Below are 26750 nucleotides of genomic sequence, written 5' to 3'. Positions count from 1 at the left end.
GTTTCAGCTGTTGCTGCCTCACATGGCAGGCAAGATAGCGATATCCCTCACCTCGTTGTCGATACCTGTGACTGCACCAACCTGCGTGGTAGCACCCGTCTCAAGATTGACAGTGTAGAGGGTTTTATTGGCGACGAGATAGGCGGTGTTCTTGCCGTCTTCCGCACCTTGAATGTCGAAAGCGTAAGTGGCCGGGGTGCCTTCGATACCAAGCTTGCCAATGGCTTTCAGCGTACCGTCATTTGGTTTGGTCTGCTGGATCAGCGCGCCAATCGTGGCATCGATATTGTACATCGCAGTCTTTTCAGGCTTGCCCCAGGAGTTGGTGTAAGCGGCCGCAACGATGTTGGGTGTTTCACCCTTGTGCATGTCACCCTCTTCATAGGCCAATGTGCCGTCAACCGTCACAGCACCGGTATCAGGGTGAACACGGTGATTTGTGGTGCCGGTCATGAAACGCAGACGGTCTGCCATCGGATTGAAGTCAACGACCACAGGCGCCTCGGTCATGCCCAGCGGCTTGTCCATTTTGGCCACTTCAGTTGCGGCACCGCTGGTCAGATCGATTGTGACGATGGTTCCCTCAGGCGTTACGCCGACCACGGTCTTGTTGCCGGGACGAAAATCAATGCCCACCAACTTGTCGACACCGGTCACATCCATGGTCTTGGAAACTTCCGGCTTGTCTGTGTCAAACATCACCAGCGTCTTGTCGCCGGTCAGGCCAAGAACAGGTGCGGCATGTGCGGATGCGGCAGCAAGAACGGCGGTAGAGGCAATCAATACGGAACGGATCATGTGCATGGCATTTCTCCCTTTGGATATCTGTTTCAGAGAACCCCGCTTCAACACCTGTGAAGCGCCTCTCAATGGGTAGACACACGGGAGATGCCGTTTGGATGCAGGCAAATAAAAAAATTATGCTGCATCCATTTGCGGCTTTGAGGGGTAACCCCACAGAGAATGATGAAGCCTTGCGTTCAAAAAACAGGACAAGCTGATGTCTGGAACAGGCGCCCTATCTGTGAGATACCCGTTTGAGAGACATGTTCGGGAGGAGAACCGTTTGCTGGTGACGCAGGATCAAAGCGAAGATTTGAACGCTGCGCTTGCAGCCTGTGCAAAAGGTGACCGCAAAGCCCTGCGGCATATTTATGATAGTGAGGCCGGACGGCTGGTGGCTGTAGCCCAGCGCATTTTGAGGCGGCGCGATCTTGCTGAGGAAGCCGTGCAGGAAGGGTTCATCCGTATATGGACCAGGGCGCATCAATTTGAACCGGGACGCGGTTCGGCACGCGGCTGGATCTATGCCGTTATTCGCAACCACGCGCTCAACATGCTGCGGGATGGCAAACGCGAAGATCTTGTTACCAGCGATAAACTTGAGGAATTGCAGGACCGCGAACAGATCGACCAGATCATGGCATCGTGGCAACGTCTGGAAAGTGGCAGCCGCCTGCATGAATGCCTTGGCGCACTGGAAGAAACGCGACGGCGAACAATCCTCATGGCCTATGTCGGCGGTTATACTCACGGCGAAATTGCCGGACGCCTGCGGCTGCCGCTTGGCACCGCAAAGTCGTGGATAAAACGAGGACTTTCCGCATTGAGGGAGTGCATGCGATGACCGGCACCAACCCTGAACACGACATCATCCACCTTGCCGATGAATATGTCCTTGGCCTGATGGAGCCAATGGAGGCTGCGGCCTTCGAAGTGCGTCTCGAAAGAGACGCCGAACTGCGTGCCGCGGTCGTTGTGAGCCGCGAGCGTTTTCTGCCGCTTGATGCGACGGCCGAACCTTTGGACGTGCCGGAGGAACTCTGGCAGAGGATTGATGCTGGTATTTCGGCTGCGCGCCCTGCCCCTGATATCGCCACAGCGCCATCCCCTGCCGCCAGCAATGACAACGTCAAGTCCGGCTGGCGCTGGACTGCGATGGCTTCGCTTGCAGCAACATTGCTGCTTGCCGTGACGCTCGGCTGGAGCCTGCTCACCAGACCCGATCCTGTCGTGATCGCTGTGCTGCTTGATGCCAAGGGTGAAGCTCAGGCAATCGTCGAAGACTTCGGCAACGAACAGGCGACGGTGAAGCTGCTGGCCGATTTCACTGTCCCAGAAGGCAAGACGTTGCAGGTGTGGACCCTGCCCTCTCAGGATATGGGGCCAGTGTCGCTCGGTCTGCTCGAAAACAGCCGCTCTGCTGCTCTGAAAGGACCGGCCTTGCCCAAACCGCAGGGAGAGCAGCTCTACGAAATCACGCTGGAAACGGCTGGGGGATCACCAACTGGTCGACCCACGGGGCCAATTCTTGTCAAAGGTTTCGCCAAAGCGCCGCGATAAAGCGTGACGAATACAAAAGACGCCCGCAACGACGCTGCGGGCGTTTTCTTTTGTCTGACAGATTGGCGAGAGGAAAAATGGCCGGCGCGCCCGTGCTCTTTTTCAGCGACTATGCTTCATGACGCTGGCGGCTGTCCGGCGGGGCGTCTTCGCGCTCATCTAAGCCATAATCACGGATAACGCTGGCAACACGCAGACGGTAATTGGCAAAGACGCCATTGCGGCCGGCGGATTGGGCCGCGCGGTGGGCATCGAGATTGCGCCAGGCTTTGACTGCTTTCTCATCCCGGAAAAACGAAAGCGACAGCATCTTGTCGGGATTGGTGATGCTCTGAAACCGCTCGACCGAGATAAACCCGTCGATAGTCTGGAGGTCAGCGCGCAGTCTGGCGGCTATGTCGAGATAGTGCTGCCGTTCACCCTCGGCTGGCCACACCTCGAATATCACAGATATCATCGCTCACTCTCCCCATGTGGTGCGGATGCCAGTTGCAAGAATAGCCGGTCTTCGCGGCGGATGAATTGTTCGCGCCTGGCGAATTCGTAGTTGTCACGCCCGAGTGGATCTGCTGCCAGACGTGCACGATAGGCTTCATAGGCCGCGAGGTTCTCGATATTATAGACGCCGTAGGCAATGGTGCTAGAGCCCTCCTTCGGCGCGTAATAACCGATCAGTTCTGCACCACAGCGTGGAATGGCTTGTCCCCAGTTGCGGGCATAGTGTTCGAAAGAATCGACCTTATAGGGGTCAATCTCATATCGAATAAAGCAGGTCAGCATAGCGATGTCCTTTCGTATGACATGCCTCCGGTCTACGCCATTGCTGTACGTCAATGCTTCGGCTATGATCGAAGTATGAAAGACGGACCCATTATCGCAACTATCGCCTCACTGATCGGCGACCCTGCCCGCGCCAACATCCTGACGGCGCTGATGGATGGCCGCGCGCTGACCGTCAGCGAGTTGGCAAACGCCGCCGGCGTCACGGTACAGACGGCCAGCGGGCACCTCTCCAAGCTGAGCGATGCCAATCTGCTGAAAGCCGAAAAACAGGGACGGCATCGTTATTTCCGTCTGTCGGGCGAAGATGTGGCGCAGGTGCTCGAAGCGCTGATGGGGCTTGCCCAGCGCACCGGCGCCGTTCGGGTCCGCACTGGCCCCAAGGACGCGGCGCTGCGTGAAGCAAGGGTCTGTTATGACCATCTGGCCGGGGAAAGCGGCGTGCAATTGCTGCACGGCATTACCCAGCGCGGTCTGGTGATTTCGCAGGATGAAACCATTACTCTGACCGATCAGGGCCAGCAGTTTTTCTCCGACTTCGGCATTGATCTGAAAAGCCTGCGAAAGGCGCGTCGTCCGGTGTGCCTGCACTGCCTGGACTGGAGTGAAAGACGCCACCATCTTGGTGGTTCGCTCGGTGCATCGCTGCTCAACGCCATGCTGGACAAACAATGGATCAAGCGTGCGGAAGGTCGGGTTCTGACCTTCACCAGCAAAGGCCGTACGGCTTTTGAAAGCACGTTTGTCTATGAAACCACCGACGACAATGCCGGTTGATAAACTGATTCAAGTGCCTGCGGGTTTGATTCCGCAAATCGCCGCAAGGCACTGAAATCAGATTCTTTTATCCCTTAGATCAAAGCGCTGAAATCAGCGCTTTTCTTTCAGCCAGCCGGCCATGCGGCCAACCGCCTCGGCGATATCAGACACGGAACCGGCATAGGAAATACGCAGGGCTCGGTGCCCCTCTGTGGGGTCAAAATCCATGCCCGGAGTGGCTGCAACATCGATTTCCGTGAGCATCCGCTTTGCGAAATCCATGCTGTCATTGGTAAAGCGGCTAACATCGACATAGGCGTAAAAGGCACCATCCATCGGCGACGCCAGCGGCAGGCCGATCTGTGGCAGACGCTCCATCAGGAAGTCACGATTGGTGTGGTAGCTTTCCTTGTAGACGTCCAGTTCTTCAGCTGCACCAAAAGCGGCGGCAGCAGCAATCTGCGACAGTTCCGGAGCAGAAATGTAAAGGCTCTGCGCAAGACATTCGACCGGGCGCACCAGACTTTCCGGCAGCACCATCCAGCCGACACGCCAGCCGGTCATGCAATAATATTTCGAGAATGAATTGATGACGACAGCCTGATCAGTGATTTCCAGCGCGGAGGTTTCCTCGCCGACAAATGTCAGTCCGTGGTAGATCTCGTCGGAAATGAACGCGATGGAGCGGCTTTCACAATAGGTTGCCAGCCGCTTCAGTGCCTCACGTCCGGTGACGGTACCGGTGGGGTTGGCTGGACTTGCCAGCAGAACGCCCTTCAGCTTGCAGCCGGCAATCGTTTCAGCCCGCTCGAGGCTTGCTGGCGTCAGCGTAAAGCCCGTTTCAGCCGTAACAGGCACTTCCACAACCTTCAGGCCGAGTGCTTTGAGAATATTACGATAGGCCGGGTAGCCAGGTCTGGCGATAGCAACCGTATCACCCGCATCGAACAGGCTCAGAAATGCCAGATTGAAGGCGGCGGAAGAGCCTGTCGTTACCGCAATGCGCGCCGGGTCAACATCTATGCCATGCTGCACGCGGTAGTGACCGGCAATGGCTTCACGCAGCTCAAGCAGGCCAAGCGCATCGGTGTAACCAATCCGCCCGTGTTTCAGCGCTTCGCTGGCCGCCGCGAGAGCGGCTTTGGGCGCGGGATGGGCTGGCTGGCCAAGCGACATGGAAATGACGGGGCGACCATCTTTCTTGCGGCGATTGGCTTCGGCCAAAATGTCCATGGCATGGAAGGGTTCAACGGCACTGCGGCTGGAAACAGGAATCAAAACGAAGCCTCTCTTATTTTCTCCAGCATCAGCCCCCAAAATGGTTAGGGTTTAGTGAAGCAAGATGTGTGGTGGTAAAACTGTAGCGCACAGGGATGTGTTGTTTTGAGGACGTGGGCCGCTTTCAAGTCGGAGACTTGCCGCATTCTTTTGCCAATAACAATCCAGCCGCCGCGACAATGGGCGCTATTTTTTCGGTTGTGGCGTTTATGGCTTGCCGTAAAATGAATTAATCTGCAAACACCGCACCATATGTTTGCTACCGTCTTTCAATGACAACGAGGCCGAAATGAAATTTTCACTAGCATCCGCAACGCTTGCCAGCGTCATGGCCTTCTCGGCAGTTGGCATCAGCGCCCCTGCTCACGCACTGGATGACCAGCAGAAAAAGGAAATCGGCGCGTATATCAAGGAATACCTGATCGCCAATCCGGAGATCATGCTGGAAGTGCAGGATGCGCTTGAGCGCAAACAGTCAGAGGCACGCAACGCCAAGGCATCAGAGGCGGTTAGCAGCAACCAGAAAGCGCTTTTCGAATCGAAATTCGATATCAGCCTCGGCAACCCGAAGGGTGACGTGACGCTCGTCGAGTTCTTCGATTACAACTGCGGTTACTGCAAGCGCGCCATGAGCGACATGGACGACATCCTGAAGTCCGACAAGAACATTCGCGTCGTGCTCAAGGAATTTCCGATCCTCGGTCCTGAGTCGCTGGCCGCCCACAAGGTTTCCAATGCCGTGAAGTTGGTGGCGCCGGAGAAGTACCCGGAATTCCAGCGCACGCTGCTTGGCAGCACCGGTCGCGCCAATGAAGACAGCGCCATGGAAGTCGCAACCTCGCTCGGTATCGATGAGGCTGCCATCCGCAAGTCGATGGAAGAAAGCCCCAACACCCCGCAGGTTCAGGAAGCCTATTCGCTTGCCAACAACCTCGGCATTACCGGCACTCCATCCTACATCATCGGCACCGAGGCCGTTTTCGGCGCCGTTGGCGCTGATCCACTGAAAGAGAAGATTGCCAATATGCGCACCTGCGGCAAGGCAACCTGCTCGTAACAGAGCAGCCGGCGCCTTGCGTCCTCAAGGTCTTCAATTCCCGTGCCGGTCACGGGAATTGCCACCGGCCCTAGTCATCCCGCTGACAAGAAATATTCCCTTGCAGACAGTTACGAGCGGTTATTCTGTGCCAAAGCAGGAATCACGCTCATGCCGCGCAGTAGCACGGGCCTTGCCGTTTCAATCAAACAATCCACATCAAAATGCTCTTCATGACCATAAGATTAAGGACAACCCGTGCTTTAAGGCGAACAGGGCTTTTCCTTGATCGCCTTAAAGTCTATAGGTGGCGCTGAATTTTTGACGGAACCGTACATGAGCAAGCTAGTCCTCGTCCTCAACGGCCCCAATCTGAACATGCTTGGGAAGCGGGAGCCAGGTATTTACGGCGGAAAAACCTTGAAAGATATTGAGCAGGATTGCCGCGAGGCAGGCCAGTCGCTCGGCTTTGAGGTGGATTGCCGCCAGTCCAATCATGAAGGTGTGCTGGTCGATTGGCTTCACGAAGCCGACGACCGCGCGATCGGCGTCGTCATCAATCCGGGTGCTTACGGGCATACGTCAATTGCGTTGCATGACGCCATTCGCGCTATTTCCGTGCCGGTACTGGAAGTGCACATTTCCAATATCCACGCCCGCGAGGAATTCCGCCACAAATCGATGATAGCGCCCGCCGCCAAAGGCATGGTTTGCGGCTTCGGCCCCTACGGCTACATCATGGCGCTCAACGCACTGAAGAATATCACGCAATAAGAATAAACAAGAGAATAGGGTCTCGTTATGGCTGAAAAGAAAAACGGTATCGACAAGGAACTGATCCGCGATCTCGCGAACATTCTCAACGACACCGACCTGTCGGAAATCGAAATCGAGCAGGACGACCTGCGCATTCGCGTTTCGCGCTCCGCACCGGCAGCAACCGTTTACGCAGCGGCTCCTCCTGCTTATGCAGCACCGGCACCAGCTGCCCCTGCAGCACCGGCCCCGCTCGCAGCGCCAGCGGCGTCTGCTGCCCCTGCCCGCAACCCGGCAAACACCGTTACTTCGCCTATGGTCGGCACGGTTTACCTGTCGCCAGCTCCAGGCGCCCGCGCATTCATCGAAGTTGGTGCCACCGTCAAGGAAGGCCAGACGCTTCTCATCGTTGAAGCCATGAAGACCATGAACCAGATCCCGGCTCCAAAGTCCGGTAAGGTCACGGAAATCATCGTCAACGACGCTCAGCCTGTGGAGTATGGTGAAGCCCTCGTGGTCATCGAATAAGGCGGATAAGCATGGTATCCAAGATCCTCATAGCAAACCGTGGCGAAATCGCGCTTCGAGTACTGCGCGCCGCCAAGGAACTCGGCATTCCAACCGTTGCCGTGCATTCCACGGCGGATGCGGATGCGATGCATGTGCGCCTTGCTGATGAAAGCGTTTGCATCGGCCCTCCTCCGTCGCGTGACAGCTACCTCAACATTCACCAGATTGTTGCGGCGTGCGAAATCACCGGCGCGGATGCCGTTCACCCCGGTTACGGCTTCCTGTCGGAAAATGCCAAGTTCGCAGACATTCTCGATGCGCATGGCATTACCTTCATCGGACCGACCGCTGACCATATCCGCATCATGGGTGACAAGATCACCGCCAAGCAGACAGCACAGGAACTGGGTATCCCCGTCGTTCCCGGCTCTGATGGTGAAGTGAAGCCGGAAAACGCGATGGAAATCGCCAAGTCGATCGGCTTCCCGGTGCTTATCAAGGCAACGGCAGGCGGTGGCGGCCGTGGCATGAAGGTTGCCAAGACCGAGGCCGATCTGGACGAAGCCGTTTCCACGGCCCGCTCCGAGGCTCTGGCAGCATTCGGCAACGACGCTGTCTACATGGAAAAATACCTGGGCAAACCACGCCACATCGAAGTTCAGGTCTTCGGTGACGGTGAAGGCAATGCCGTGCATCTGGGTGAACGCGATTGCTCCTTGCAGCGCCGCCACCAGAAGGTCCTGGAAGAAGCAAACTCTCCTGCTCTGACCGTCGAGCAGCGGATGAGCATTGGCGAGATTTGCGCCGACGCCATGCGCAAGCTGAAATATCGCGGTGCAGGCACCATCGAGTTCCTTTACGAAAACGGCGAGTTCTATTTCATTGAAATGAACACCCGTCTGCAGGTGGAGCATCCAGTCACGGAAGCCATCACCGGCATGGACCTCGTGCAGGAGCAGATCCGCGTTGCTTCCGGTCAGGGCCTCTCGGTTACGCAGGCTGATATCAAGTTCAATGGCCATGCCATCGAATGCCGTATCAATGCTGAAGACCCACGCACCTTCGTCCCATCTCCTGGTACGCTGACCTATTTCCACACACCAGGTGGTCTTGGCGTTCGCGTCGATTCCGGTGCCTATCAGGGCTACAAGATCCCGCCTTATTACGACAGCATGATCGGCAAGCTGATTGTGCATGGTCGTAACCGTGAGGAGTGCATTGCACGTCTGCGCCGCGCGCTCGACGAGTTCGTTGTGGATGGCATCAAGACCACCCTGCCCCTGTTCCAGGACCTCCTGCAGAACGAGGACATCTTGAAGGGTGACTACGACATTCACTGGCTGGAAAAATATCTGGCCGGTGACGCACACTAAAAATGGCTGGGCGACGCAGCAGAAACGCGGAAATAACACCCGAGATACTGCTGCGCGCCTATTCCGTTGGCCTGTTTCCCATGGCCGATTCGGCTGACGACCCTGAAATTTTCTGGGTCGAGCCAGAAGTCAGAGGCATCATTCCTCTCGACGCTTTCCATGTTTCCAAAAGTCTTGCCAAAGCCATCAGGCGCAAACCGTTCGATATCCGCTTCGACACGGCGTTTGATTCCGTGGTTGGCGGTTGCGCGGCGGAAGCCTCCGACCGGCCCAGCACCTGGATCAATGCCACCATCCGCGCGCTTTACAGCGAGTTGAACATGATGGGCCACGCCCACAGTGTTGAGGCCTGGGAAGGCGATGAACTGGTTGGCGGACTTTACGGGGTGTCTCTAGGCTCGGCATTCTTCGGTGAAAGCATGTTTTCCCGCCGCACCAACGCGTCGAAGATCTGCCTCGTCTATCTGGTCGAGCGGTTGCGGGAAAAGGGCTTTACCCTACTCGATACGCAGTTCACGACCGAACATTTGATGACCTTCGGTGCCATCGACGTTCCCAAGGCAGATTATGCCAAGCTGCTGGAAAAGGCCGTCGACCGGCCGACGATTCGTTTTTAAGGGCCAGCATCTGAGCCCCTCACCTGCGGCGTGAGCTCTTCACTGGCCAGAACGACACCACCGAGATTTCAGCACAAAAAGCGCGTGCCAATCAAAGGCAGAGGCGCTTGGTCGTCATGTGTCTGTTTTGAAAAGTCTATGGTTTTCCGAGGAGCGCGACGGCTCGATCAGTTGGTCTGCGATGGAGCAACGACTTCCGACTGCTGCTTGCAGCCCGTCAGCCAAACGTCATAGATCGGGTGTTCAACGGCATTGAGACCGGGGCTGTCTGCGAACATCCAGCCGGTAAAGATGCGACGCACCTTACGATCGAGGGTGATTTCATCGACCTCGACAAACGAATCGATCTTCTGCGCTTCGGTTTCGTCACGCGAATAACAGACCTTCGGTGTCACCTGCAACGCGCCGAACTGTACGGTCTCATCGATATAGACATCGAAAGAAGTGATGCGGCCGGTAATCTTGTCGATACCGGAGAAGACAGCAACCTTGTTGGAAATACGCTCCGCGGCGGCATTGTTCACCACTGCGAGGGAAGGCAGGCATGCCAGTGCAATAACAGCCAGCACACGCAAAGAACCATCCCGCGTGAATTTCCTCATATCAAACCGTCCCTCAAGAATTGAAACCGCAAGCACGCCAAAGCAAACCTGCTTTCCAGCTATAGTGCGAATATGGCGAAAAGCGTGCAGCAGCCGGATTCAGTTGCCCGGTGTCCAGGCGTCGTAGTCGCCAGTCACGCGAGGACGTTCGCCAGGAACAGCAAGCGAGCCCTTCGGGCGATAAGCCTGCGACGTGCCTGTGAGGTTTGGCTGGTGTGCCTTCTGCCAGTCGCGCGGCTTGTAGTCTTCCTGCGAAGGAGGCACATCGGTGCGGTAGTGCATCCAGCCGTGCCAGCCTGGCGGAATTGCGGAAGCTTCTGCGTAACCGTTGTAGACAACCCAACGACGCGGCATGCCCCAGGAGGTGGTGCCGCCTTCGTAGTAGATATTACCCAACTCGTCCTGCCCTACCTTCTTGCCGAAACGCCATGTGTGAAAGCGCGCTCCGATCGTCTGGCCATTCCACCAGGTGAAGATTTGAGTGATAAGAGTCTTCATATCCGTTCCTTCGGCTTGCCCATGCAAGCGCCTACGCAAGCGCAGCATGCTGGCATCAGCTTATGCCGCCATGCGGCGCGATTGTCCAGTATTTCCAACCATCACAATGTTATTTCAGCTTCATTCTGAAGCCGAAATGTCGCCTCTCGAAGCCAAGCCGTTCGTAAAAGCGATGCGCGTCCAGCCTGGCCACGTTCGAAACGAGCTGCACCGTGCCGATATCCAGCTTTCTTGCCTTGTCGATGCAGTAATCGACCATGATGGCGCCAATACCCTGCCCGCGCATGTCAGACCGCGTCTGCACGGCTTCCATGGCCATGGAAACCGATCCACGGCCGACCAGTTTGTTGAGAACGACCGTCTGGAACGTACCGACGATTTCGCCTTCCAACTCCACCACATACAGGCTTTCATTGGGAGATGCAGCAATGGCATCAAAGGCCCTGCTGTAATCAGCAAGCGCCTCCGGGTCGGTCGTGTCGCCGTGCGAGCCAACCTCGTCAGCGGCGTAAATGGCGGCGAGCGCTGGAATATCACGCTCCTGCGCCTCACGAATCGTCAGTTGTTCGGCCGGTATCTTCATCTGCGCAGGCTCTTTTCCATGACGATGCCCGGCAAACCGTCAACGCCGGCCATACGATCGATTTCATCCACCTCGACAAAACCAACACCTTGATAGAAGGCAATCGCGGGCTTGTTGTTGGGATCGACCTCTAGGCGCATGATTTCCGCGTCGGGGAAGCAGGTTTCCAGTTCGGCAAAAATGTCCCGGCCAACGCCCTGACGCTGGAATTCCGGCGCAACATAAAGCTGATACAACAATGCCGTCTTGGTCATCTTGGTGGACATGGCAGCATATCCCATGCCGCCCAGACGCTTGCCGTCATCTGCAACCAGAAACTCCCCGCCCTTTTTCTCGATGCGCTCCTTGATGGCCTGTGGCGAATGCCAGCTGGCAATCATCTGCGTGACCTTGTCCTTACCGTAGAGCGGGTCATAGGTAGCGTGCCATGTCTGGGCCAGCAATGTGCGAACTTTCTCAATATCGCGCTCACTCGCGGTGCGAACGAAAAACATGATAAAATTCCTTTTTCTAAAAAGAAAAGGCCGGGCACCTTTTCCGGTCCCGGCCCCATCTCTGTCAAAACGACCTTATTCTTCTATGCCCAGCTTGGCCTTGACCAGAGCCTGGACGGCCTGTGGATTGGCCTTGCCGCCGGTAGACTTCATCACCTGACCAACGAACCAGCCGGCAAGGGTCGGCTTTGCCTTGACCTTTTCGACCTGATCCGGGTTGGCGGCGATGATTTCATCCACAGCCTTTTCGATGGCGCCGGTGTCTGTCACCTGCTTCATGCCACGGCTTTCAACGATCTCTGCCGGGTTGCCGCCTTCGTTCCAGACGATTTCGAACAGGTCCTTGGCGATCTTGCCGGAGATCGTTTCAGCCTTGATGAGGTCAATGATGCCACCGAGCTGATCGGCAGAAACAGGAGTCTCTTCAATGCCTTTGCTGGCTTTGTTCAAGGCGCCCAGCAAGTCGTTGATAACCCAGTTCGCAGCCAGCTTGGCATCGCGACCAGCCGCAACGGCTTCATAATAATCGGCAATTGCCTTTTCAGACACCAGAATGGAAGCGTCATAAACCGACAGACCGAGCTCGCTGACAAAACGCTCTTTCTTGTCGTCAGGCAGTTCCGGCAGGTCAGCCTTCAGGCTTTCAATGAACGCGTCATCGAATTCCAGCGGCAGCAGGTCCGGATCGGGGAAATAACGGTAGTCATGCGCATCTTCCTTGGAGCGCATCGAGCGGGTTTCGCCCTTGACCGGATCGAACAGGCGAGTTTCCTGATCGATCGAACCGCCATCTTCGAGAATGCCTATCTGACGACGGGCTTCGGATTCGATGGCCTGACCGATGAAACGGATGGAGTTGACGTTCTTGATTTCGCAACGTGTGCCAAACTCGCCGCCCGGCTTGCGCACGGAAACGTTGACGTCAGCGCGCATCGAGCCTTCGTCCATGTTACCATCGCAGGTGCCAAGGTAACGCACGATGGCGCGCAGCTTGGTCATGTAGGCCTTGGCTTCATCGGCCGAGCGCATGTCAGGCTTGGAGACGATTTCCATCAAGGCAACGCCCGAACGGTTAAGGTCAACAAACGACATTGTCGGGTGCTGGTCATGCATCGACTTGCCGGCATCCTGTTCCAGATGCAAACGCTCGATACCGATTTCAATATCTTCAAAATTGCCCTGGCGGTCCGGTCCAAGCGAGATGATGATCTTGCCCTCGCCGACAATCGGGTCCTTGAACTGCGAAATCTGGTAGCCCTGCGGCAGATCCGGATAGAAATAGTTCTTGCGGTCAAAGATCGAACGCTTGTTGATCTGGGCCTTTAGGCCAAGACCTGTACGAACGGCCTGCGCGACACATTCCTGGTTAATGACCGGCAACATGCCTGGCATGGCAGCATCAACCAGCGACACGTTGGCGTTTGGCGCATTGCCGAACGACGTGGATGCGCCTGAGAACAGTTTCGAATTGGACAAAACCTGTGCGTGGACTTCCATTCCGATTACAATTTCCCAATCGCCGGTAGCACCGGGAATGAAGCGTTTCGGATCTGGTGTGCGCACATCTACAAGGGTCATATCAAGCTCGCGGGATACATTCTTTTCTGTTTGTGGGGTAAAACAAATGTGCTGCATGCGCAAGACTTGTCGCGCTGTTGAAGCCGAGACAAGTTGCCTTGTCACACAATTGGAAAATATATTGGGTAACGCTCCGCACTCTATCGGTTCCGTCAGCGTTTTGCGCCTCACACAGAGATCATCGCCATGAACAAAACTTCGCTCTTTTACGGATCACTCGCAGCCAGCCTCTTTTTTGCCGGCATGGCGCCTGCCCAGGATGCACCGGTCAAGGATCAGGTTGCCCTGATGACCGACGCCAAGGCACAGAAACTGACGGGCATTGCCCGCAAGACCAAGGACGTCGATGCCCGCCCCGCGGTGGCGGGAGAGGTTATCGTGACCATCATCAAGGGTGAAGGTGTCGAGACCAAATCCAAACCGGCAGAAGCCGGTGACTGGGTTGTTCGCAACCGTTGCCCGGAAACCGGCAACGAGGAGATCCTGGTCAATGCCGCCAAGTTTCCACAGCGTTATGGCGAGGCGCAATCAAAAGCCGATGCGCAGGGTTACAGCGCCTTCAAGCCGCTAGGCAGCGAGATGAACTATTTCATCGTGTCGGAGAAAACCGGTGCCTTTACCTTCACCGCGCCTTGGGGTGAAAGCATGGTTGCCAAGCCGGGCGATGCCATTGTGCAGGTGCCGTCAGACGAAAAGGACACCTACCGGATCGCCGCCGCGTCGTTCAAATGCACCTATGAGATCGTGTCGCCTGCCCCATAATTCGGGCGGCTGTGCAACACCTCAAAATCCGGGGCCGTAGGTATCCTTCGGCTCCTCGACCAGCTGCTTGCTCAAGCCGATGGATTGCACGTCGCGGTCCAGCTTCGGCGCATAGGTCACGGTCAACCAGTTCACGCTGTAGCCATGCTTCTGGAAAAAGGCGATAGCCTGCTCGTTCTGGGCATGGCTTTCAACCCGCACCGATGTGAAGCCCTGCTCGATAATTTCCCGCTCGACATCGGCAAGAAGCAGTGCCCCCACGCCTTTGCGCTGATATTCCGGCGCTATCCAGAAATCACTGATCTTGTCATCGAAGTGTTCGCGTGCCGCCCAACCGACAATTTCGCCATCCAGGTCTGCGACCGTAATGCTCAGCCACGAAGACAGCGTGAAATTTTCAAAGGCAGATCGGGCGTTCTCACTGAGCGCTTTGGTAACGCCAATCGGCGCCATGGCCATTTCCCAGGCCCGCAACCCCAGGGCTGCAAGTGATGCCGCTTCGTCTTCCCGCGCATTGCGTATGCTGACCAAATGCTACCTCCGATCGTCCGGTTGCAGTAGACCATTCATTCCCACATTTGACCAGTACAAGCTTTTGCCAAGCTCTTCATTCAACATGTATATTTGAGAGTTGTATTAATTACCGCCGTGACCAGCTTTCCGTGGCCATGCGAACACAGCAACACGGATTGAAACAGGATGCGCACAACACGAGAATCACCTGGACTTGACCATGGCGGCCCTGCTCGCTAACCAGAAAATGTAACGAAGGAGCCTTTATGTTCTCTCAATCGGAGTCCCGGTAACGGCCCTGCCCGCAAGTATCTTGCGCGCCGGACCCAAATGAAACCGAGCCGGATGCCTTTATGGCAGCCGGGTGTGTTTTCATGCGTCCTTGAGGACGCCGACCGGATTTCCGAAAATGGACATTTCACGCGCCGAACAGCGCATCCTTCACCTGCTCGCGCAAGGCGGCAGAATAGAACTCGTTCGAGACGACAATCGCAAAATCGAAAAGCTGAGCCTTTACACCCGTGACGGCTGGATTTTCAGCGGCCTCAACCTCGAGACCTTCCGCAAGCTGAAACGCAAGCGGGCCATCGCCTCTGCCGGTGGCAAGCCTTATCGCATCACCACACGCGGGCTGGAACTGGTACGCGGTGAACTCGACAACAGGTAAATGGCTGTGCCGGGCAGTAGCATTGCTGCCCGGTTCATCTCCGCAGATTAGAGCACCTGTTCCAACCGCACCTTTTGCAGTTCCACCTTCATGCTGTCAGACCATTGCTGGCCCTGCCAGACGATTTGAAAACCGCACCGTTCGTAAAGGCGGATGGCTGAGACGTTTTTGGCGTGGGTGCTGATCGTCACTGCCCCGATGCCGGCTGCGCGCATCTTCTGCAGAAAATACTCGACCAGTGCCCGACCGAAGCCACGCCCCTGCCATTCAGGGCCCACCCAAAGGTCAGAAATGTGGTTGGGCTCACCATCCCGCGCACCCCAGCCGGCAATCTCACCGTCGATCTCGACCACTGCGATATCGCTGGTTGATGTGGCGGCAAATTGCGCAAATTCACCCCGGACACGCTCAATGACCGATGGATCGAGATAGACATCCTCGAATGCATTGCTGGATTGCCATGCCCGAAAACCAACGAGGCCGACCGCTTCACGGTCAGCCTCGTTTATAGCGCGAATGTAAAAGGTGCTTACCACCACTTGGCAGGCGTGAACTTGCCTGCGGCCTGCTCAATGGCGTGAGCTGTCTTGAACAGCGTTTCTTCCTCGAACGGCTTGCCGATGAGCTGCAGACCAAGCGGCAGACCCTTGCCATCAAGTCCGGCCGGAACCGAAAGACCCGGCAGACCAGCCATGTTGACCGTAATGGTGAACACGTCCTGCAGGTACATCTTGACTGGATCCGATGCCAGTTCCTCATCACCAATGGCGAATGCAGACGACGGGGTGATTGGCGCCAGAATGGCATCAACGCCTTCATGGAAGACATTTTCGAAGTCACGCTTGATCAGCGTGCGAACCTTCTGCGCCTTGAGGTAATAGGCATCATAATAACCGGCCGACAACACATAGGTGCCAACCATGATACGACGCTGAACTTCCTTGCCGAAACCGGCAGCACGGGAGTTCTGGTACATTTCGGCAATGTTGCCACCGTCAACGCGCAGGCCGTAACGAACGCCGTCATAACGGGCAAGGTTGGACGAGGCTTCGGCAGGTGCGACGATGTAATAGGCTGGCAGAGCGTATTTGGTGTGCGGCAGGGAGATGTTGACGATCTCGGCGCCCGCATCCTTCAGCCACTCGATACCCTGTGCCCAGAGCTTTTCAATTTCTTCCGGCATGCCATCGATGCGGTACTCCTTTGGAATACCGATCTTGAGGCCCTTTAGCGACTGGCCGATGGCCTTTTCATAGTCCGGTACCGGCAGATCAACCGACGTGGTATCCTTTGTGTCGACGCTTGCCATGGTCTTCAACAGGATGGCTGCGTCGCGCACGTCGCGGGCAATCGGACCTGCCTGATCGAGCGAGGATGCATAGGCTGCGATACCCCAGCGCGAGCAACGGCCGTAGGTTGGCTTGATGCCGACTGTGCCGGTGAAGGCAGCAGGCTGACGGATGGAGCCGCCGGTATCGGTTGCGGTTGCACCGGCGCACAGATGTGCAGCAACGGCAGCAGCCGAACCACCGGACGAACCCCCAGGCACCAGGTTCTGGTCAGAACCATTGGCACGCCATGGGTTGATGGCTGGACCGTAATAAGAGCTTTCGTTGGAAGAGCCCATTGCGAACTCGTCCATGTTCAGCTTGCCCAGCAAAACCGCACCAGCATTCCACAGGTTCTGGGTGACTGTCGATTCGTACTTTGGCTTGAAGCCATCGAGAATGTGCGAGCATGCCTGCGTGTGGATATCGCGCGTGGCGAACAGGTCCTTGACGCCAAGCGGAATGCCTTCGAGCGCACCGCCCTTGCCTGCGGCCAGCTTCTCGTCAGACGCTTTTGCCATCTCACGTGCCTTTTCAGGCGTGGTGGCGACATAGGTGTTCAGCTTTTCATTGGCAGCATCAATAGCCGCAAGATAGGCGTCCGTCAGTTCGACGGCGGTAATGTCCTTCGCCTGCAGTTTCTCGCGTGCTTCGGCAATGGTGAGGCTGGTCAGTTCGGTCATATCGGCAACGGCTTTCGAATTTTAGAAAATCGGACTGGCAAATGCGGTTATCAAGTTCCTGTCTGGCACTGTCATTTGCAAAACTGCGTCACGCGTTTCGCACCAGTGTATCCACGGCTTACTCGACGACCTTTGGAACCATGAAGAAGTTCCGTTCGGACACCGGCGCATTGGCGACAATGTCTTCCGCCTTGTTGCCATCAGTCACAGCATCGGCACGCTTGCGCATCTCCATCGGCGTAACTGATGTCATTGGCTCAACGCCATCGACATTCACTTCCGAGAGCTGCTCCACAAAGCCAAGGATGCCATTCAGCTGGCCCAGCATCTGGTTTGCTTCGTCTTCGGTGACGGCAATACGGGCAAGTTGCGCAACGCGTTTTACGGTGGCGAGATCGACGGACATGTTTCTTCTCCGATGGAATATCCAGAGCCGGTAACCGCCCTTTCGGGAGCTGTGACCGGCCCTTTCGTGTTCTTGTGCTGTTTCCAGCAAAAACCGGCGGCCGGTTTTCCTGAAACTGCTTTACTTCGCTATAATGTTCATGCCCGTCATTCGCAACGGTAGAATATCAGAACGTGATGCTTGCCCCGGCTTTCGGCGTTTCAACCGTGGACTGGGCCCCTTCCATGCCAGCGACGAACTTTTCCGGTGTCTGGTCGACGATCGGGAACGAGCCATAGTGGCAAGGCACGACATAACGGAAGTTGAAATAACGTTGGCAGGCGAGCGCTGCAACCGCACCACCCATGGTGAAGCGGTCACCGATCGGCACCAGACCAACTTCAGGCTGGTGCAACTCGTTGATCAGCGCCATGTCGGAGAAAATATCCGTGTCGCCCATGTGGTAGACGGTTGGACCGTCTTCGAAATGCAGCATCAGGCCATTGGCATTGCCGAGTGCATGTGAAACGCCGTCTTCAGTGATCTGTGCTGAAGAATGCAGCGCATTGGTGAAGGTGGCGGAAAAGCCGAACTTTTCGAACGCGACGGTGCCGCCAGTGTTACCGACTTCGATCTTTTCAACGCCCTTGGTGCCAAGCCATGCACCGAGATCGGCATTGGCCAGAACCGTGGCACCCGTCTCCTGCGCCAGGCGCACCGTATCGCCAACATGGTCACCGTGACCGTGGGTCAGCAGGATATGGGTGATGCCGCTTGCGACATCCTTGGCGTCCTGGCCGGTGAAGGATGGATTGCCCGTCAGGAACGGATCGATGAGAATTTTGGCATTTCCGGTTTCAAGACGGAAAGCGGAGTGACCAAGCCATGTCAGTTTCATCGTGTATCTCCTGATTTCAATTCAGATTTTCGTTTCTGTTACGGCAGAAAATGTCATATGTCAGCAACGATAAACACATCATGACAGGGCAGAACCATGGCGAGCATTACCATAGAGGAACTGGCGCAGGTTCTCCAACCGGGACAGGCGATTGCCGGGCTCGACCTTGGCACCAAGACCATAGGCCTTGCCATGTCGGATCTTTCACGACGGTTTGCCACCCCTCGTCCGGTGATCAAACGGGTAAAGTTTACGCAGGATGCGCAGGTTTTGCTGAATTTCGCGGCGAAGGAAAAAGTTCTGGCCTTTGTTATAGGCCTGCCAATGAACATGGACGGTTCTGCGGGACCACGCGTTCAGGCAACTCGCGCCTTCGTGCGCTCGATGGGTGAAAAAACCGACCTGCCCTTTGTCTATTGGGATGAGCGTCTTTCAACGGTTGCGGCAGAACGTGCGCTTTTGGAAATGGATGTTTCCCGTGCCAAGCGGGCCGAACGCATCGATTCGGCCGCCGCCAGCTTTATTCTTCAAGGCGCTCTGGACAGATTGTCGGCACTTGGCAGGACGATCTCGCTGCCATCTGAAGACTGAGCATTTCCCCGCCACCATTTGGCAATGGCCTTGCGCTTGCGAAAGCCCATGATCGCAAACACGATCAGACTGTCGACCACGATGGCGCGTGCCACCAATGGCGGAATTGTCTCGGGCGGAATGCCGAGAATATTTCCATAGATATTGAACACCAACTCATGCGCTTCACGCGTCAGCATGAAGATGCCGAAGCTCATGTCGTAGTATGACAGGCCATACCAGCTACCCAGAAGCGTGATTGGCCCGGCCCACAAAATCAGAAACCACTTCATGCCGCCTGCTCCTGATTAAACACACCGTAAGGCAGACCGGACACGACGATCCATCTGGCAAAGGCCATTATACACAGGTTCACAGTCGGAGCATAAATGTCCAACGGCAAGAATGCAAAAAACGTCATCATGACGCACAAGGATATCCAACGGTACACGGCGGTTCCTCTGCATACGCTCAACCGGCGCATGGTTAACAAATCATTAACGTAATGTGGACCTGCAGAATTGATGGCGCAAACACAACATGAAAACATGGTTAACGACAGCCGTCCAACTGTGGAAAACTTTCCGTCCGCCAAAACAACAAAAACCCGTCGGATAAGTTCCGACGGGTTTGTATTTTGATTCACTTATATACATTGCTAGATAGGCGATCTCAGCCGTAAACGCCCCTCACCAGTCGCTTCACAGCGGTTTCAATTTTTTCCCAATCTTTCGACGTCTTCATTGGGACACCGGCAAACTGGCCGCTGGTGGCAGCGGAAATAACAATGTGCTGGATAGCGCCGAACAGAACGGCATTAACGGCGGCGGTATCAACACCCTTGGGTGCCGCCAGCGATCCCTTCATGCGTTCCAGCCACTTGGCTAACGACTTGGCACGGGCTTCCGCCAGACGGGTCACCTGCGGGGAACTGTCAGACACTTCCCAGGCAACGATCTTGCAGACCAGCGGATCCTCGCGCAGCGCATCCATGAAATAAAGCGCCAGCTTTTCCATCAGGTCGCCATAGGTCAGCAGAAACATGCCGCCGGTGTCTTCAGGAATGCGGTCCTTGACCCAGGAGCCCAGGTCTTCACCAATTGCATCGACCAGACCTTCGAGCCCACCGAAATAACGATAGATCAATTGCTTGTCGCAGCCAGCACGGCGCGCAACGGCGTTGATGCCGAAGCCCTGAAAGCCTTCCTCTGCCAGCAAAGCTTTTGCGGCATTGAAGATGATCTTTTCCGTCGCGGCGCGATCCTTGATGCGCGGGGCCGGTTTTGTTTCAAGTATCGATTCGAGCAAGGCGTCTAACTGTCTGTTGTTGTTGCCGGAAACAGAAAAAACTTTCAACGCGGTGCGCCGTCATCGGCGCGCTGCGTCATCAATCTGATTCATGCGACTTGTCTGTTGTCATGTTGTGTCGCCTGTCTTTGCTCCTGATGTGTTTCACCACCGGGAGACATGCTGTTAGCCGGATTACTGCATAGAATCGCGATTGGAAATTGTTTTCAGCAGAAAATCCGCACGATCCTCAACATTTGTTTTGGGAATCGTTACAACGCGATAGCCATAATCGCTGTAACTTTGAATCAAGGCCTCGTAACTGGCCACAGCATCGTCAAAACCATGCTGCCTTTCGCTGTCCGTCTGGTAGATTTCCCGCCATGGCGGAACGGCAAATACCGTCTCGTTATACCTGAAGCGGCGGGCCGCCGTTTCAAACCACGGTTTTGGTTCAAGACCGGCATGGGCCGCGCCACTGATCTGATCGATAATACCGCGATCAAAAAACGTCACGCCGGGACGTTTGGCAGCCTCGATCATGAAATTGATGGAACGCGAAATCGTCAGATCGATGAAAGCCGACAGGTTTTGCCAAGGCAGCGCATCGCCGCCAATATAAAGTTGTTCCTTGACCAGTTGGCGGCCCGGTTCCTCGCAGGCGTCAAAACCACGTTTTGCCAGTTCTGACAACAACGCGGACTTTCCGCCGCCCGAGCAGCCAGTCAGGATGATGAAACGCGAGGACTGCCCCTCAACCAGCGCCGGATCATAGATATTTTCGATCAAGGCTGTCATGGGCAGTCAGGGTTTATGAAACAGGCGGATAAAGCAGGTCAACGATGTATGAGGCGTCGAAGCGCGAATCCAGCATGCCATAGGTCGAGCGCCAGCCACCCGCCAGACGGGTTTCCAGGAAGGCATCGGCGATGCGCCCTGCCCCCAGTCGGCACAGTTCGGCAGCGGCTGCGGCCAGTGCCAGCTGTTCGATCAGCAGGCGGGCAGCACCCTCATCACGCTCGCACAGCGCAATGGCGGCACGCAGAACTTCGGTGGTCTTCTTGCCCGAAGGGCCAAGATCCCGTTCCAGCACACTGAACACCAGATCGAAAAGATCCTTGCCGCGTTCCAGCACCCGCAGGACATCCAGCGCCATGACGTTGCCGGAGCCTTCCCAGATGGCATTCACAGGGGCTTCACGGTAATGACGGGCAATTGGACGCTCTTCGACGTAACCATTGCCACCCAGGCATTCCATGGATTCGTAGATCAAGGCAGGCGCGATCTTGCAGCACCAGTATTTGACCGCGGGCGTCATGACGCGTGCATAAGCGGCTTCGGCCGGATTGTTACGGGCATTGTCAAAGGCCGAGGCCAAACGGAAAGACAGCGCCGTGGCAGCTGCCACATCCAGTGCCATATCGGCCAGTACACGGGTCATGATCGGCTGGCTGATCAGGTTTTTGCCAAACACCTGACGACCACGGGTATAATGCACCGCTTCCGCCAGCGAGGCTCGCATAATGCCGGCCGATGCCAGCGCGCAATCAAGCCGTGTTAACGTGACCATGTCGAGAATGGTGCGAATGCCGGTACCGGGATCGCCCAGAATGTACCCGAAGGCATCGGTGAATTCGACTTCCGCCGACGCGTTGGAACGATTGCCGAGCTTGTCCTTCAGGCGCTGCAGACGCAGGCCGTTGGACGAACCATCTTCGAGAATGCGCGGCACCAGGAAGCAGCCCATGCCCTCGCCCATCTGCGCCAGCATGACGAAACCGTCACTCATTGGCGCCGACAGGAACCACTTGTGGCCGGACAGGCGGTAGATGCCCTCGCCCACCCGTTCTGCGCTGGTGCGGTTGGCACGCACATCAGTGCCACCCTGCTTTTCCGTCATGCCCATGCCGACAGTGACGGCAGTTTTCTGCATGGCCGGCTTGTTGGTCGAATCATATTTGCGCGACAGGATTTTCGGCGCCCATTCCTTCTGCACGCGTGGCGATGCCATGAGCGCGGCCACCGAGGCGCTGGTCATGGTCAACGGGCAAAGATGGCCGGCTTCAAGCTGTGCTGTCAGATAAAACCGCGTGGCACGTGCCTTATGCTCGTTGCCACGGGTATCGGGATTGGTTTCCCAGGCGCTGGAATGCAGGCCTGACGCCATGGAACGGCGCATCAACGCATGCCATGCCGGATGAAACTCCACCTGATCCAGACGCTCGCCTCGCGGACCATGGGTGCGCAACTGCGGCACGCCCTGATTGGCCATGCGGGCAAGTTCCTGCGCCTCAGGCGAGGTAACATAGCGTCCAAGCTGGTCGAATTCGTCACGCAACGGGCGCGCCAGATCCGATGTCAGGTCAACGATAAGAGGGTCCGAGCGATAGGCATTGATTTCCGCCCATGGGGCAGGTTGATTCAATTCGGCGAGCGCTTCTTCAGTCCGGGAATTCTGAGTCATGAATTGCTTCTAGCTGAGTTTTTTCCAAATTGCATGGGGGTCATATTGTATAATGGCACCCATCAGAAGCTGTCGTGGCAATTCCATTCCCCCATGTGCAACTTTCTCTACCTCGCAACCAGCCTTACAAAATACCGAAGACATTTCCGGCAAGGCCAAGCGACAGTACCATCAGAAATACCGAGGCAACGCAGCGTACCAGCCGTGGCGAATGTTCGCTGGCGCCGCGTATCAAGAACGAACCGGCCGACAACCAGACCAGCGCCACACAGACGATCAGCATGGAAAACATGGCGATATAGGGGAGAAGTTCCGCGACCGACCCCTGCGGCATTAAAACGAGTGCGATGATGATTGCCTTGGGGTTAAGGCATGTGGTGATGAAAACGCGGCGCACGGTGATGGCGTGTGCGGTGGATGTGGACTGTGGCAATGTCCACAGGCGAATCGCCAGAAACGATACCCAGACCGCCGAACACAGCTTGATTGCCTGCGAAATGGCGGTGTGCGTGGCCAGAAACTCTGATGCCAGCATGGTCAGAGGCACTACAACCAGCAGATAACCGCAGATTTCGCCTAGCATCAAAGGCAGCGATGCACGCACCCCTCGCCCGGCACCGGACAAGGCAAGAAGCGTATTTGTCGGGCCTGGTGTCAGCAACAGCGCAAGAATGGCAAATGCAAAAGCGGAATAGGACTGCATTTCTCTCGATTCCAATTTACCCTGAACGGCCGTATTGACCGTTTAACCTGTCCCGACACTGCCCGTTCACCACGGTTCACGCCTTGATATAAAGCAAGTGGGGGAAACATCACCACGTTTTCACATTCATCCACCATCGGACGCTTGCCCCACGCCAATGCGTTCTCTATAGAGCGCAGGACCGAATTCCGCGGCACTCCACAGGCGTGTTCACAGCGAATGGGAGCGCACGGATACAGCATTCGGGCGTTCCGGGCATTTTCAAGGGAAGATGCGGCGCCCGTCAGGAGGCACACCGCATGGTCTTCTTCCCCCACCGCCATCTGCTTGGCATCAAGGGCCTTTCCCATCAGGATATCACCACTCTTCTCGACAAGGCCGATGAGGCTGTCAAAATCAGCCGTCAGCGCGAGAAAAAGACCACCACTCTGCGTGGTCTGACACAGATCAACCTGTTTTTCGAAGCATCCACCCGTACACAGTCGTCGTTTGAACTGGCCGGAAAACGTCTTGGCGCCGATGTGATGAACATGTCGGTCGGCAACTCCTCCGTCAAAAAGGGTGAGACGCTGATCGATACGGCCATGACACTGAACGCCATGCGGCCGGACGTGCTTGTTGTGCGCCACTCCTCGGCTGGTGCGGCAGCACTTCTGGCGCAAAAAGTGGCCTGCTCTGTGGTCAATGCTGGCGACGGCCAGCATGAGCACCCGACTCAGGCGCTTCTTGATGCGCTGACGATCCGTCGCGCCAAGGGCCGTCTATCCGGCATTACGGTTGCGATCTGCGGTGATGTGCTGCATTCGCGTGTTGCCCGCTCCAACATCATTCTCCTGAACCAAATGGGTGCGCGGGTGCGTGTGGTTGCGCCGCCAACTCTGCTGCCATCCGGCATCGCCGACATGAGTGTGGAAGTTTACCACTCCATGGCGGAGGGTCTGAAAGGCGCCGACGTGGTCATGATGCTGCGTTTGCAGCGTGAGCGCATGGCCGGCTCCTTCGTGCCTTCGGTGCGCGAATATTTCCATTATTACGGACTGGATGCCGAAAAGCTGAAAGCTGCCAAGGAAGACGCGCTGGTCATGCACCCCGGCCCGATGAACCGTGGTGTTGAAATTGCCTCCGAAGTGGCCGATGGCCCGCAGAGCGTGATCGAAAGCCAGGTGGAAATGGGTGTTGCCGTGCGCATGGCCGTCATGGAAACCCTGCTTCTGTCGCAAAATCAGGGAGAACGCGCATGAGCGTCGCAACCGTTCTCAAGAACGCCCGTATCATCGACCCGTCCCGCAATATCGATGAAACCGGCACGATCATCATTGACGCCGATGGCACGATCCTCGCCGCTGGCAAGGATGCGCAGAACCAGGGCACGCCTGAAGGTGCCACCGTGCGTGACGCCAAGGGTCTGCTTGCCGTTCCCGGTCTGGTCGATGCCCGCGTATTTATTGGCGAACCCGGTGCCGAACACCGCGAAACCATCGAATCCGCGTCGCGCGCAGCGGCCGCCGGTGGCGTGACGTCTTTCATCATGATGCCGGACACCGATCCTGTCATCGACGATATCGCGCTGGTCGAGTTCGTCAAAAAGATGGTGCGTGACAAGGCCATCGTGAACGTGCACCCGGCAGCGGCCCTGACAAAGGGGTTGAAGGGTGAGGAAATGACCGAGTTCGGCCTGTTACAGGAAGCCGGTGCGGTCGCCTTCACCAATGGTCGCCATACGCTGCCCGATACGTTGGTTCTGCGCCGTGCCATGACCTATGCCCGTGAATTGGGCGCGGTGATCGCCCTTGAAACCCGCGACAAATATATCGGCAGTGGCGACATGAATGAGGGGCTTTTTGCGAGCTGGCTGGGCCTGTCCGGCGTGCCGAAAGAAGCCGAGATCATTCCGCTGGAGCGTGACCTGCGCATTGCCGGTCTGACCCGCGCCAACTACCACGCGGCCAAGATTTCCGTGCCGGAATCGGCAGAAGCGATCAAGGTTGCCAAGTCCCGTGGCGTCAAAGCCACCAGCGGCATCTCCATCAACCACCTGACACTCAACGAAAACGACATTGGTGAATACCGCACCTTCTTCAAGCTGCAGCCGCCTTTGCGCGCTGAAGATGATCGCATGGCCATGGTTGAAGCGCTGAAGGACGGCACGATCGACATCATCGTGTCTTCGCATGACCCGCAGGACGTTGACACCAAGCGCCTGCCGTTTGGTGACGCTGCAAGCGGTGCCGTAGGTCTGGAAACCATGCTGGCGGCAGCACTTCGTCTGCACCACAGCGGCCATGTGCCATTGATGCGTCTGATCGATGCGCTGTCCACCCGTCCGGCACAGATTTTCGGTCTGGATGCCGGCACGCTCAAGCCGGGTGCAAAGGCGGATATCACGCTGATCGATCTCGACGAGCCATGGCTGGTTTCACGGGACGCACTGGTGTCGAAATCCAAGAACACACCGTTTGAAGATGCGCGGTTTAGTGGCCGGGCAGTTTCGACCTATGTGGCAGGCAAGCTGGTTTACAGCGCGTAGAGCACGGGCGTCTTTAAAGACACTACACAACAATGCTCTATATATAGAATGACGCATCGGCTTTCCGGAAATTGGGTCCGGTTCTCTAGCCGATGCGCATAAGGGGGACTGAATGAGTGAACTCATGACTTTGCAAACGGCGCCTGCCCTTCTGGCGGCGGCTGCACTTCTCGGCTACCTGCTCGGTTCCATTCCGTTTGGCCTGCTTTTGACGCGCATGGCCGGATTGGGCGATGTGCGCAAGATCGGTTCCGGTAATATCGGCGCGACCAATGTCCTGCGCACCGGCAACAAGAAGCTGGCTGCCGCAACACTGGTGGGCGATGCGCTGAAAGGCACGGTTGCTGTGCTTCTCGCAGCCAAGCTCTGGGGTTATGAAGCCTCGCTGGTTGCTGGCTTTTTTGCCTTTATCGGTCACCTGTTCCCGGTTTGGCTGGGTTTCAAGGGCGGCAAGGGTGTTGCCACCTATATCGGCGTATTGCTGGGTGTTGACTGGCGCGTGATGCTGGCCTTTGCGCTGATATGGCTGCTGTGCGCCTTCACCACGCGTTATTCCTCGCTTTCCGCCTTGGTTGCAATGCTTGTCATTCCGGTTGCATTGTGGATACTGGGCCCGGAAAAGACGGCCCTGCTGGTGTCGTTGCTGAGCATCATTTCCTGGTGGAAACACCGCGAAAACATTGCCAGACTGATTGCCGGCACGGAAAGCAAGATAGGGAAAAAGGGCTGACAGCATGTGCGGCCCTAAGCGGGGGC

32 protein-coding genes and 1 pseudogene are annotated in these 26750 nt (G+C 56.5%); 14 read left to right on the top strand and 19 right to left on the bottom strand.

Translation table 11 applies throughout. The annotated features are described in order from the left end of the window. Nucleotides 1-18: 18 nt before the first annotated feature. A complete protein-coding gene (locus IB237_RS05840) occupies nucleotides 19-804 on the bottom strand; it encodes a DUF4394 domain-containing protein (RefSeq protein WP_192487617.1) in 786 nt (261 codons plus the stop codon). Between the two features lie 265 nt (nucleotides 805-1069). Here IB237_RS05840 and IB237_RS05835 point away from each other — a divergent pair, with 265 nt between their 5' ends. Beyond that, the gene (locus IB237_RS05835) at nucleotides 1070-1627 is read left to right on the top strand and encodes a sigma-70 family RNA polymerase sigma factor (protein WP_246787701.1); all 558 of its coding nucleotides are present in this window, start codon (nucleotides 1070-1072) and stop codon (nucleotides 1625-1627) included. Then, a complete protein-coding gene (locus tag IB237_RS05830) occupies nucleotides 1624-2343 on the top strand; it encodes an anti-sigma factor domain-containing protein (RefSeq protein WP_192487615.1) in 720 nt (239 codons plus the stop codon). Before IB237_RS05835 ends, IB237_RS05830 begins: the two co-directional genes overlap by 4 nt. Before the next feature lie 109 nt (nucleotides 2344-2452). Here IB237_RS05830 and IB237_RS05825 read toward each other — a convergent pair whose 3' ends face one another. Further along, on the bottom strand, nucleotides 2453-2800 hold the full coding sequence (locus IB237_RS05825; protein WP_192487614.1) for an antibiotic biosynthesis monooxygenase: 348 nt from the start codon (nucleotides 2798-2800) through the stop codon (nucleotides 2453-2455). Continuing rightward, entirely contained in the window at nucleotides 2797-3123 is a 327-nt protein-coding gene (locus IB237_RS05820; protein ID WP_192487613.1) for an NIPSNAP family protein, read from the bottom strand. The genes IB237_RS05825 and IB237_RS05820 overlap by 4 nt, the downstream gene beginning before the upstream one ends. Nucleotides 3124-3198: 75 nt before the next feature. Between IB237_RS05820 and IB237_RS05815 the strand changes: the two genes are divergently transcribed. Next, nucleotides 3199-3900 carry a helix-turn-helix transcriptional regulator gene (locus tag IB237_RS05815; protein ID WP_192487612.1) on the top strand — a complete coding sequence of 234 codons (702 nt, stop codon included), beginning with the start codon at nucleotides 3199-3201 and terminating at the stop codon, nucleotides 3898-3900. Nucleotides 3901-3993: 93 nt separating this feature from the next. On the opposite strand, the gene IB237_RS05810 is transcribed toward IB237_RS05815, so the two are convergent. Next, nucleotides 3994-5115 (bottom strand): pyridoxal phosphate-dependent aminotransferase, encoded by a 1122-nt coding sequence (locus IB237_RS05810; RefSeq protein WP_371815255.1) that lies wholly within the window; start codon nucleotides 5113-5115, stop codon nucleotides 3994-3996. Nucleotides 5116-5449: 334 nt separating this feature from the next. Here IB237_RS05810 and IB237_RS05805 point away from each other — a divergent pair, with 334 nt between their 5' ends. The 5 genes from IB237_RS05805 (at nucleotide 5450) to aat (ending at nucleotide 9452) form a co-directional block, all read left to right on the top strand. Further along, complete coding sequence (locus tag IB237_RS05805) at nucleotides 5450-6217, top strand: DsbA family protein (RefSeq protein ID WP_192487610.1); 768 nt, start codon at nucleotides 5450-5452, stop codon at nucleotides 6215-6217. A 315-nt stretch (nucleotides 6218-6532) separates the two neighbouring features. Beyond that, entirely contained in the window at nucleotides 6533-6970 is a 438-nt protein-coding gene (gene aroQ / locus IB237_RS05800) for a type II 3-dehydroquinate dehydratase (protein ID WP_192487609.1), read from the top strand. A gap of 27 nt (nucleotides 6971-6997) precedes the next feature. Continuing rightward, nucleotides 6998-7480, top strand: a complete 483-nt coding sequence (accB, locus tag IB237_RS05795) for an acetyl-CoA carboxylase biotin carboxyl carrier protein (RefSeq protein ID WP_192487608.1) — start codon at nucleotides 6998-7000, stop codon at nucleotides 7478-7480. Nucleotides 7481-7491: 11 nt separating this feature from the next. Continuing rightward, complete coding sequence (gene accC, locus IB237_RS05790) at nucleotides 7492-8835, top strand: acetyl-CoA carboxylase biotin carboxylase subunit (protein ID WP_192487607.1); 1344 nt, start codon at nucleotides 7492-7494, stop codon at nucleotides 8833-8835. 2 nt (nucleotides 8836-8837) lie between these two features. Next, the gene (aat, locus tag IB237_RS05785) at nucleotides 8838-9452 is read left to right on the top strand and encodes a leucyl/phenylalanyl-tRNA--protein transferase (RefSeq protein ID WP_192487606.1); all 615 of its coding nucleotides are present in this window, start codon (nucleotides 8838-8840) and stop codon (nucleotides 9450-9452) included. A gap of 167 nt (nucleotides 9453-9619) precedes the next feature. Here aat and IB237_RS05780 read toward each other — a convergent pair whose 3' ends face one another. The 5 genes from IB237_RS05780 to gatB all read right to left on the bottom strand — a co-directional run bounded on the left by IB237_RS05780 (nucleotide 9620) and on the right by gatB (nucleotide 13207). Continuing rightward, on the bottom strand, nucleotides 9620-10054 hold the full coding sequence (locus IB237_RS05780) for a DUF2155 domain-containing protein (protein WP_192487605.1): 435 nt from the start codon (nucleotides 10052-10054) through the stop codon (nucleotides 9620-9622). Between the two features lie 99 nt (nucleotides 10055-10153). Next, the gene (locus IB237_RS05775; RefSeq protein ID WP_192487604.1) at nucleotides 10154-10552 is read right to left on the bottom strand and encodes an NADH:ubiquinone oxidoreductase subunit NDUFA12; all 399 of its coding nucleotides are present in this window, start codon (nucleotides 10550-10552) and stop codon (nucleotides 10154-10156) included. Between the two features lie 109 nt (nucleotides 10553-10661). Further along, nucleotides 10662-11135, bottom strand: coding sequence for a GNAT family N-acetyltransferase (locus IB237_RS05770; RefSeq protein ID WP_192487603.1), 474 nt, complete (start codon nucleotides 11133-11135; stop codon nucleotides 10662-10664). Further along, complete coding sequence (locus IB237_RS05765) at nucleotides 11132-11629, bottom strand: GNAT family N-acetyltransferase (protein ID WP_192487602.1); 498 nt, start codon at nucleotides 11627-11629, stop codon at nucleotides 11132-11134. The genes IB237_RS05770 and IB237_RS05765 overlap by 4 nt, the downstream gene beginning before the upstream one ends. Nucleotides 11630-11704: 75 nt before the next feature. Further along, entirely contained in the window at nucleotides 11705-13207 is a 1503-nt protein-coding gene (gatB, locus tag IB237_RS05760; RefSeq protein ID WP_192487601.1) for an Asp-tRNA(Asn)/Glu-tRNA(Gln) amidotransferase subunit GatB, read from the bottom strand. Nucleotides 13208-13393: 186 nt separating this feature from the next. Here gatB and IB237_RS05755 point away from each other — a divergent pair, with 186 nt between their 5' ends. Next, complete coding sequence (locus IB237_RS05755) at nucleotides 13394-13969, top strand: hypothetical protein (protein WP_210323813.1); 576 nt, start codon at nucleotides 13394-13396, stop codon at nucleotides 13967-13969. Nucleotides 13970-13990: 21 nt separating this feature from the next. Here IB237_RS05755 and IB237_RS05750 read toward each other — a convergent pair whose 3' ends face one another. After that, nucleotides 13991-14500: a GNAT family N-acetyltransferase gene (locus IB237_RS05750; RefSeq protein WP_192487600.1), complete on the bottom strand. Its 510-nt coding sequence runs from the start codon at nucleotides 14498-14500 to the stop codon at nucleotides 13991-13993. Nucleotides 14501-14891: 391 nt separating this feature from the next. Here IB237_RS05750 and IB237_RS05745 point away from each other — a divergent pair, with 391 nt between their 5' ends. Further along, nucleotides 14892-15149, top strand: coding sequence for a YjhX family toxin (locus tag IB237_RS05745; RefSeq protein WP_192487599.1), 258 nt, complete (start codon nucleotides 14892-14894; stop codon nucleotides 15147-15149). Nucleotides 15150-15196: 47 nt separating this feature from the next. On the opposite strand, the gene IB237_RS05740 is transcribed toward IB237_RS05745, so the two are convergent. The 4 genes from IB237_RS05740 to IB237_RS05725 form a co-directional block, all read right to left on the bottom strand. Further along, nucleotides 15197-15688, bottom strand: coding sequence for a GNAT family N-acetyltransferase (locus IB237_RS05740; protein WP_371815237.1), 492 nt, complete (start codon nucleotides 15686-15688; stop codon nucleotides 15197-15199). Then, nucleotides 15679-17160: an Asp-tRNA(Asn)/Glu-tRNA(Gln) amidotransferase subunit GatA gene (gene gatA, locus IB237_RS05735; RefSeq protein ID WP_192487598.1), complete on the bottom strand. Its 1482-nt coding sequence runs from the start codon at nucleotides 17158-17160 to the stop codon at nucleotides 15679-15681. Before gatA ends, IB237_RS05740 begins: the two co-directional genes overlap by 10 nt. 118 nt (nucleotides 17161-17278) lie before the next feature. Next, the gene (gene gatC / locus IB237_RS05730; RefSeq protein WP_192487597.1) at nucleotides 17279-17566 is read right to left on the bottom strand and encodes an Asp-tRNA(Asn)/Glu-tRNA(Gln) amidotransferase subunit GatC; all 288 of its coding nucleotides are present in this window, start codon (nucleotides 17564-17566) and stop codon (nucleotides 17279-17281) included. 166 nt (nucleotides 17567-17732) lie between these two features. Next, entirely contained in the window at nucleotides 17733-18443 is a 711-nt protein-coding gene (locus IB237_RS05725) for a metal-dependent hydrolase (protein WP_192487596.1), read from the bottom strand. A 96-nt stretch (nucleotides 18444-18539) separates the two neighbouring features. Between IB237_RS05725 and ruvX the strand changes: the two genes are divergently transcribed. Beyond that, nucleotides 18540-19034 (top strand): Holliday junction resolvase RuvX, encoded by a 495-nt coding sequence (ruvX, locus tag IB237_RS05720; protein ID WP_192487595.1) that lies wholly within the window; start codon nucleotides 18540-18542, stop codon nucleotides 19032-19034. Here ruvX and IB237_RS05715 read toward each other — a convergent pair. From IB237_RS05715 to IB237_RS05695, 5 genes and pseudogenes are all read right to left on the bottom strand, one after another. Then, nucleotides 18971-19306 carry a DUF6105 family protein gene (locus IB237_RS05715; protein ID WP_192487594.1) on the bottom strand — a complete coding sequence of 112 codons (336 nt, stop codon included), beginning with the start codon at nucleotides 19304-19306 and terminating at the stop codon, nucleotides 18971-18973. The genes ruvX and IB237_RS05715 overlap by 64 nt on opposite strands. An 817-nt stretch (nucleotides 19307-20123) precedes the next feature. Next, nucleotides 20124-20321 (bottom strand): annotated as a pseudogene (locus IB237_RS26535) (TetR/AcrR family transcriptional regulator); the annotation flags it as partial. 174 nt (nucleotides 20322-20495) lie between these two features. Next, on the bottom strand, nucleotides 20496-21098 hold the full coding sequence (locus tag IB237_RS05705) for an AAA family ATPase (protein WP_192487593.1): 603 nt from the start codon (nucleotides 21096-21098) through the stop codon (nucleotides 20496-20498). A gap of 13 nt (nucleotides 21099-21111) precedes the next feature. Next, nucleotides 21112-22764, bottom strand: coding sequence for an acyl-CoA dehydrogenase family protein (locus IB237_RS05700; protein ID WP_192487592.1), 1653 nt, complete (start codon nucleotides 22762-22764; stop codon nucleotides 21112-21114). Between the two features lie 124 nt (nucleotides 22765-22888). Continuing rightward, nucleotides 22889-23467 carry a LysE family translocator gene (locus IB237_RS05695; RefSeq protein WP_192487591.1) on the bottom strand — a complete coding sequence of 193 codons (579 nt, stop codon included), beginning with the start codon at nucleotides 23465-23467 and terminating at the stop codon, nucleotides 22889-22891. A gap of 299 nt (nucleotides 23468-23766) precedes the next feature. Between IB237_RS05695 and IB237_RS05690 the strand changes: the two genes are divergently transcribed. The 3 genes from IB237_RS05690 to plsY all read left to right on the top strand — a co-directional run bounded on the left by IB237_RS05690 (nucleotide 23767) and on the right by plsY (nucleotide 26724). Beyond that, nucleotides 23767-24708: an aspartate carbamoyltransferase catalytic subunit gene (locus tag IB237_RS05690; protein WP_192487590.1), complete on the top strand. Its 942-nt coding sequence runs from the start codon at nucleotides 23767-23769 to the stop codon at nucleotides 24706-24708. After that, nucleotides 24705-25994, top strand: a complete 1290-nt coding sequence (locus IB237_RS05685; protein ID WP_192487589.1) for a dihydroorotase — start codon at nucleotides 24705-24707, stop codon at nucleotides 25992-25994. The genes IB237_RS05690 and IB237_RS05685 overlap by 4 nt, the downstream gene beginning before the upstream one ends. Before the next feature lie 112 nt (nucleotides 25995-26106). Beyond that, nucleotides 26107-26724 (top strand): glycerol-3-phosphate 1-O-acyltransferase PlsY, encoded by a 618-nt coding sequence (gene plsY, locus IB237_RS05680; RefSeq protein ID WP_192487588.1) that lies wholly within the window; start codon nucleotides 26107-26109, stop codon nucleotides 26722-26724. The last annotated feature ends 26 nt before the right edge of the window (nucleotides 26725-26750 follow it).

Origin of the sequence: Agrobacterium sp. AGB01, from assembly GCF_014851585.1 — a bacterium.
Taxonomy (GTDB): domain Bacteria; phylum Pseudomonadota; class Alphaproteobacteria; order Rhizobiales; family Rhizobiaceae; genus Agrobacterium.
Note: the sequence above shows the minus strand (reverse complement) of the source record. Positions and strands in the feature narration are given on the sequence as shown.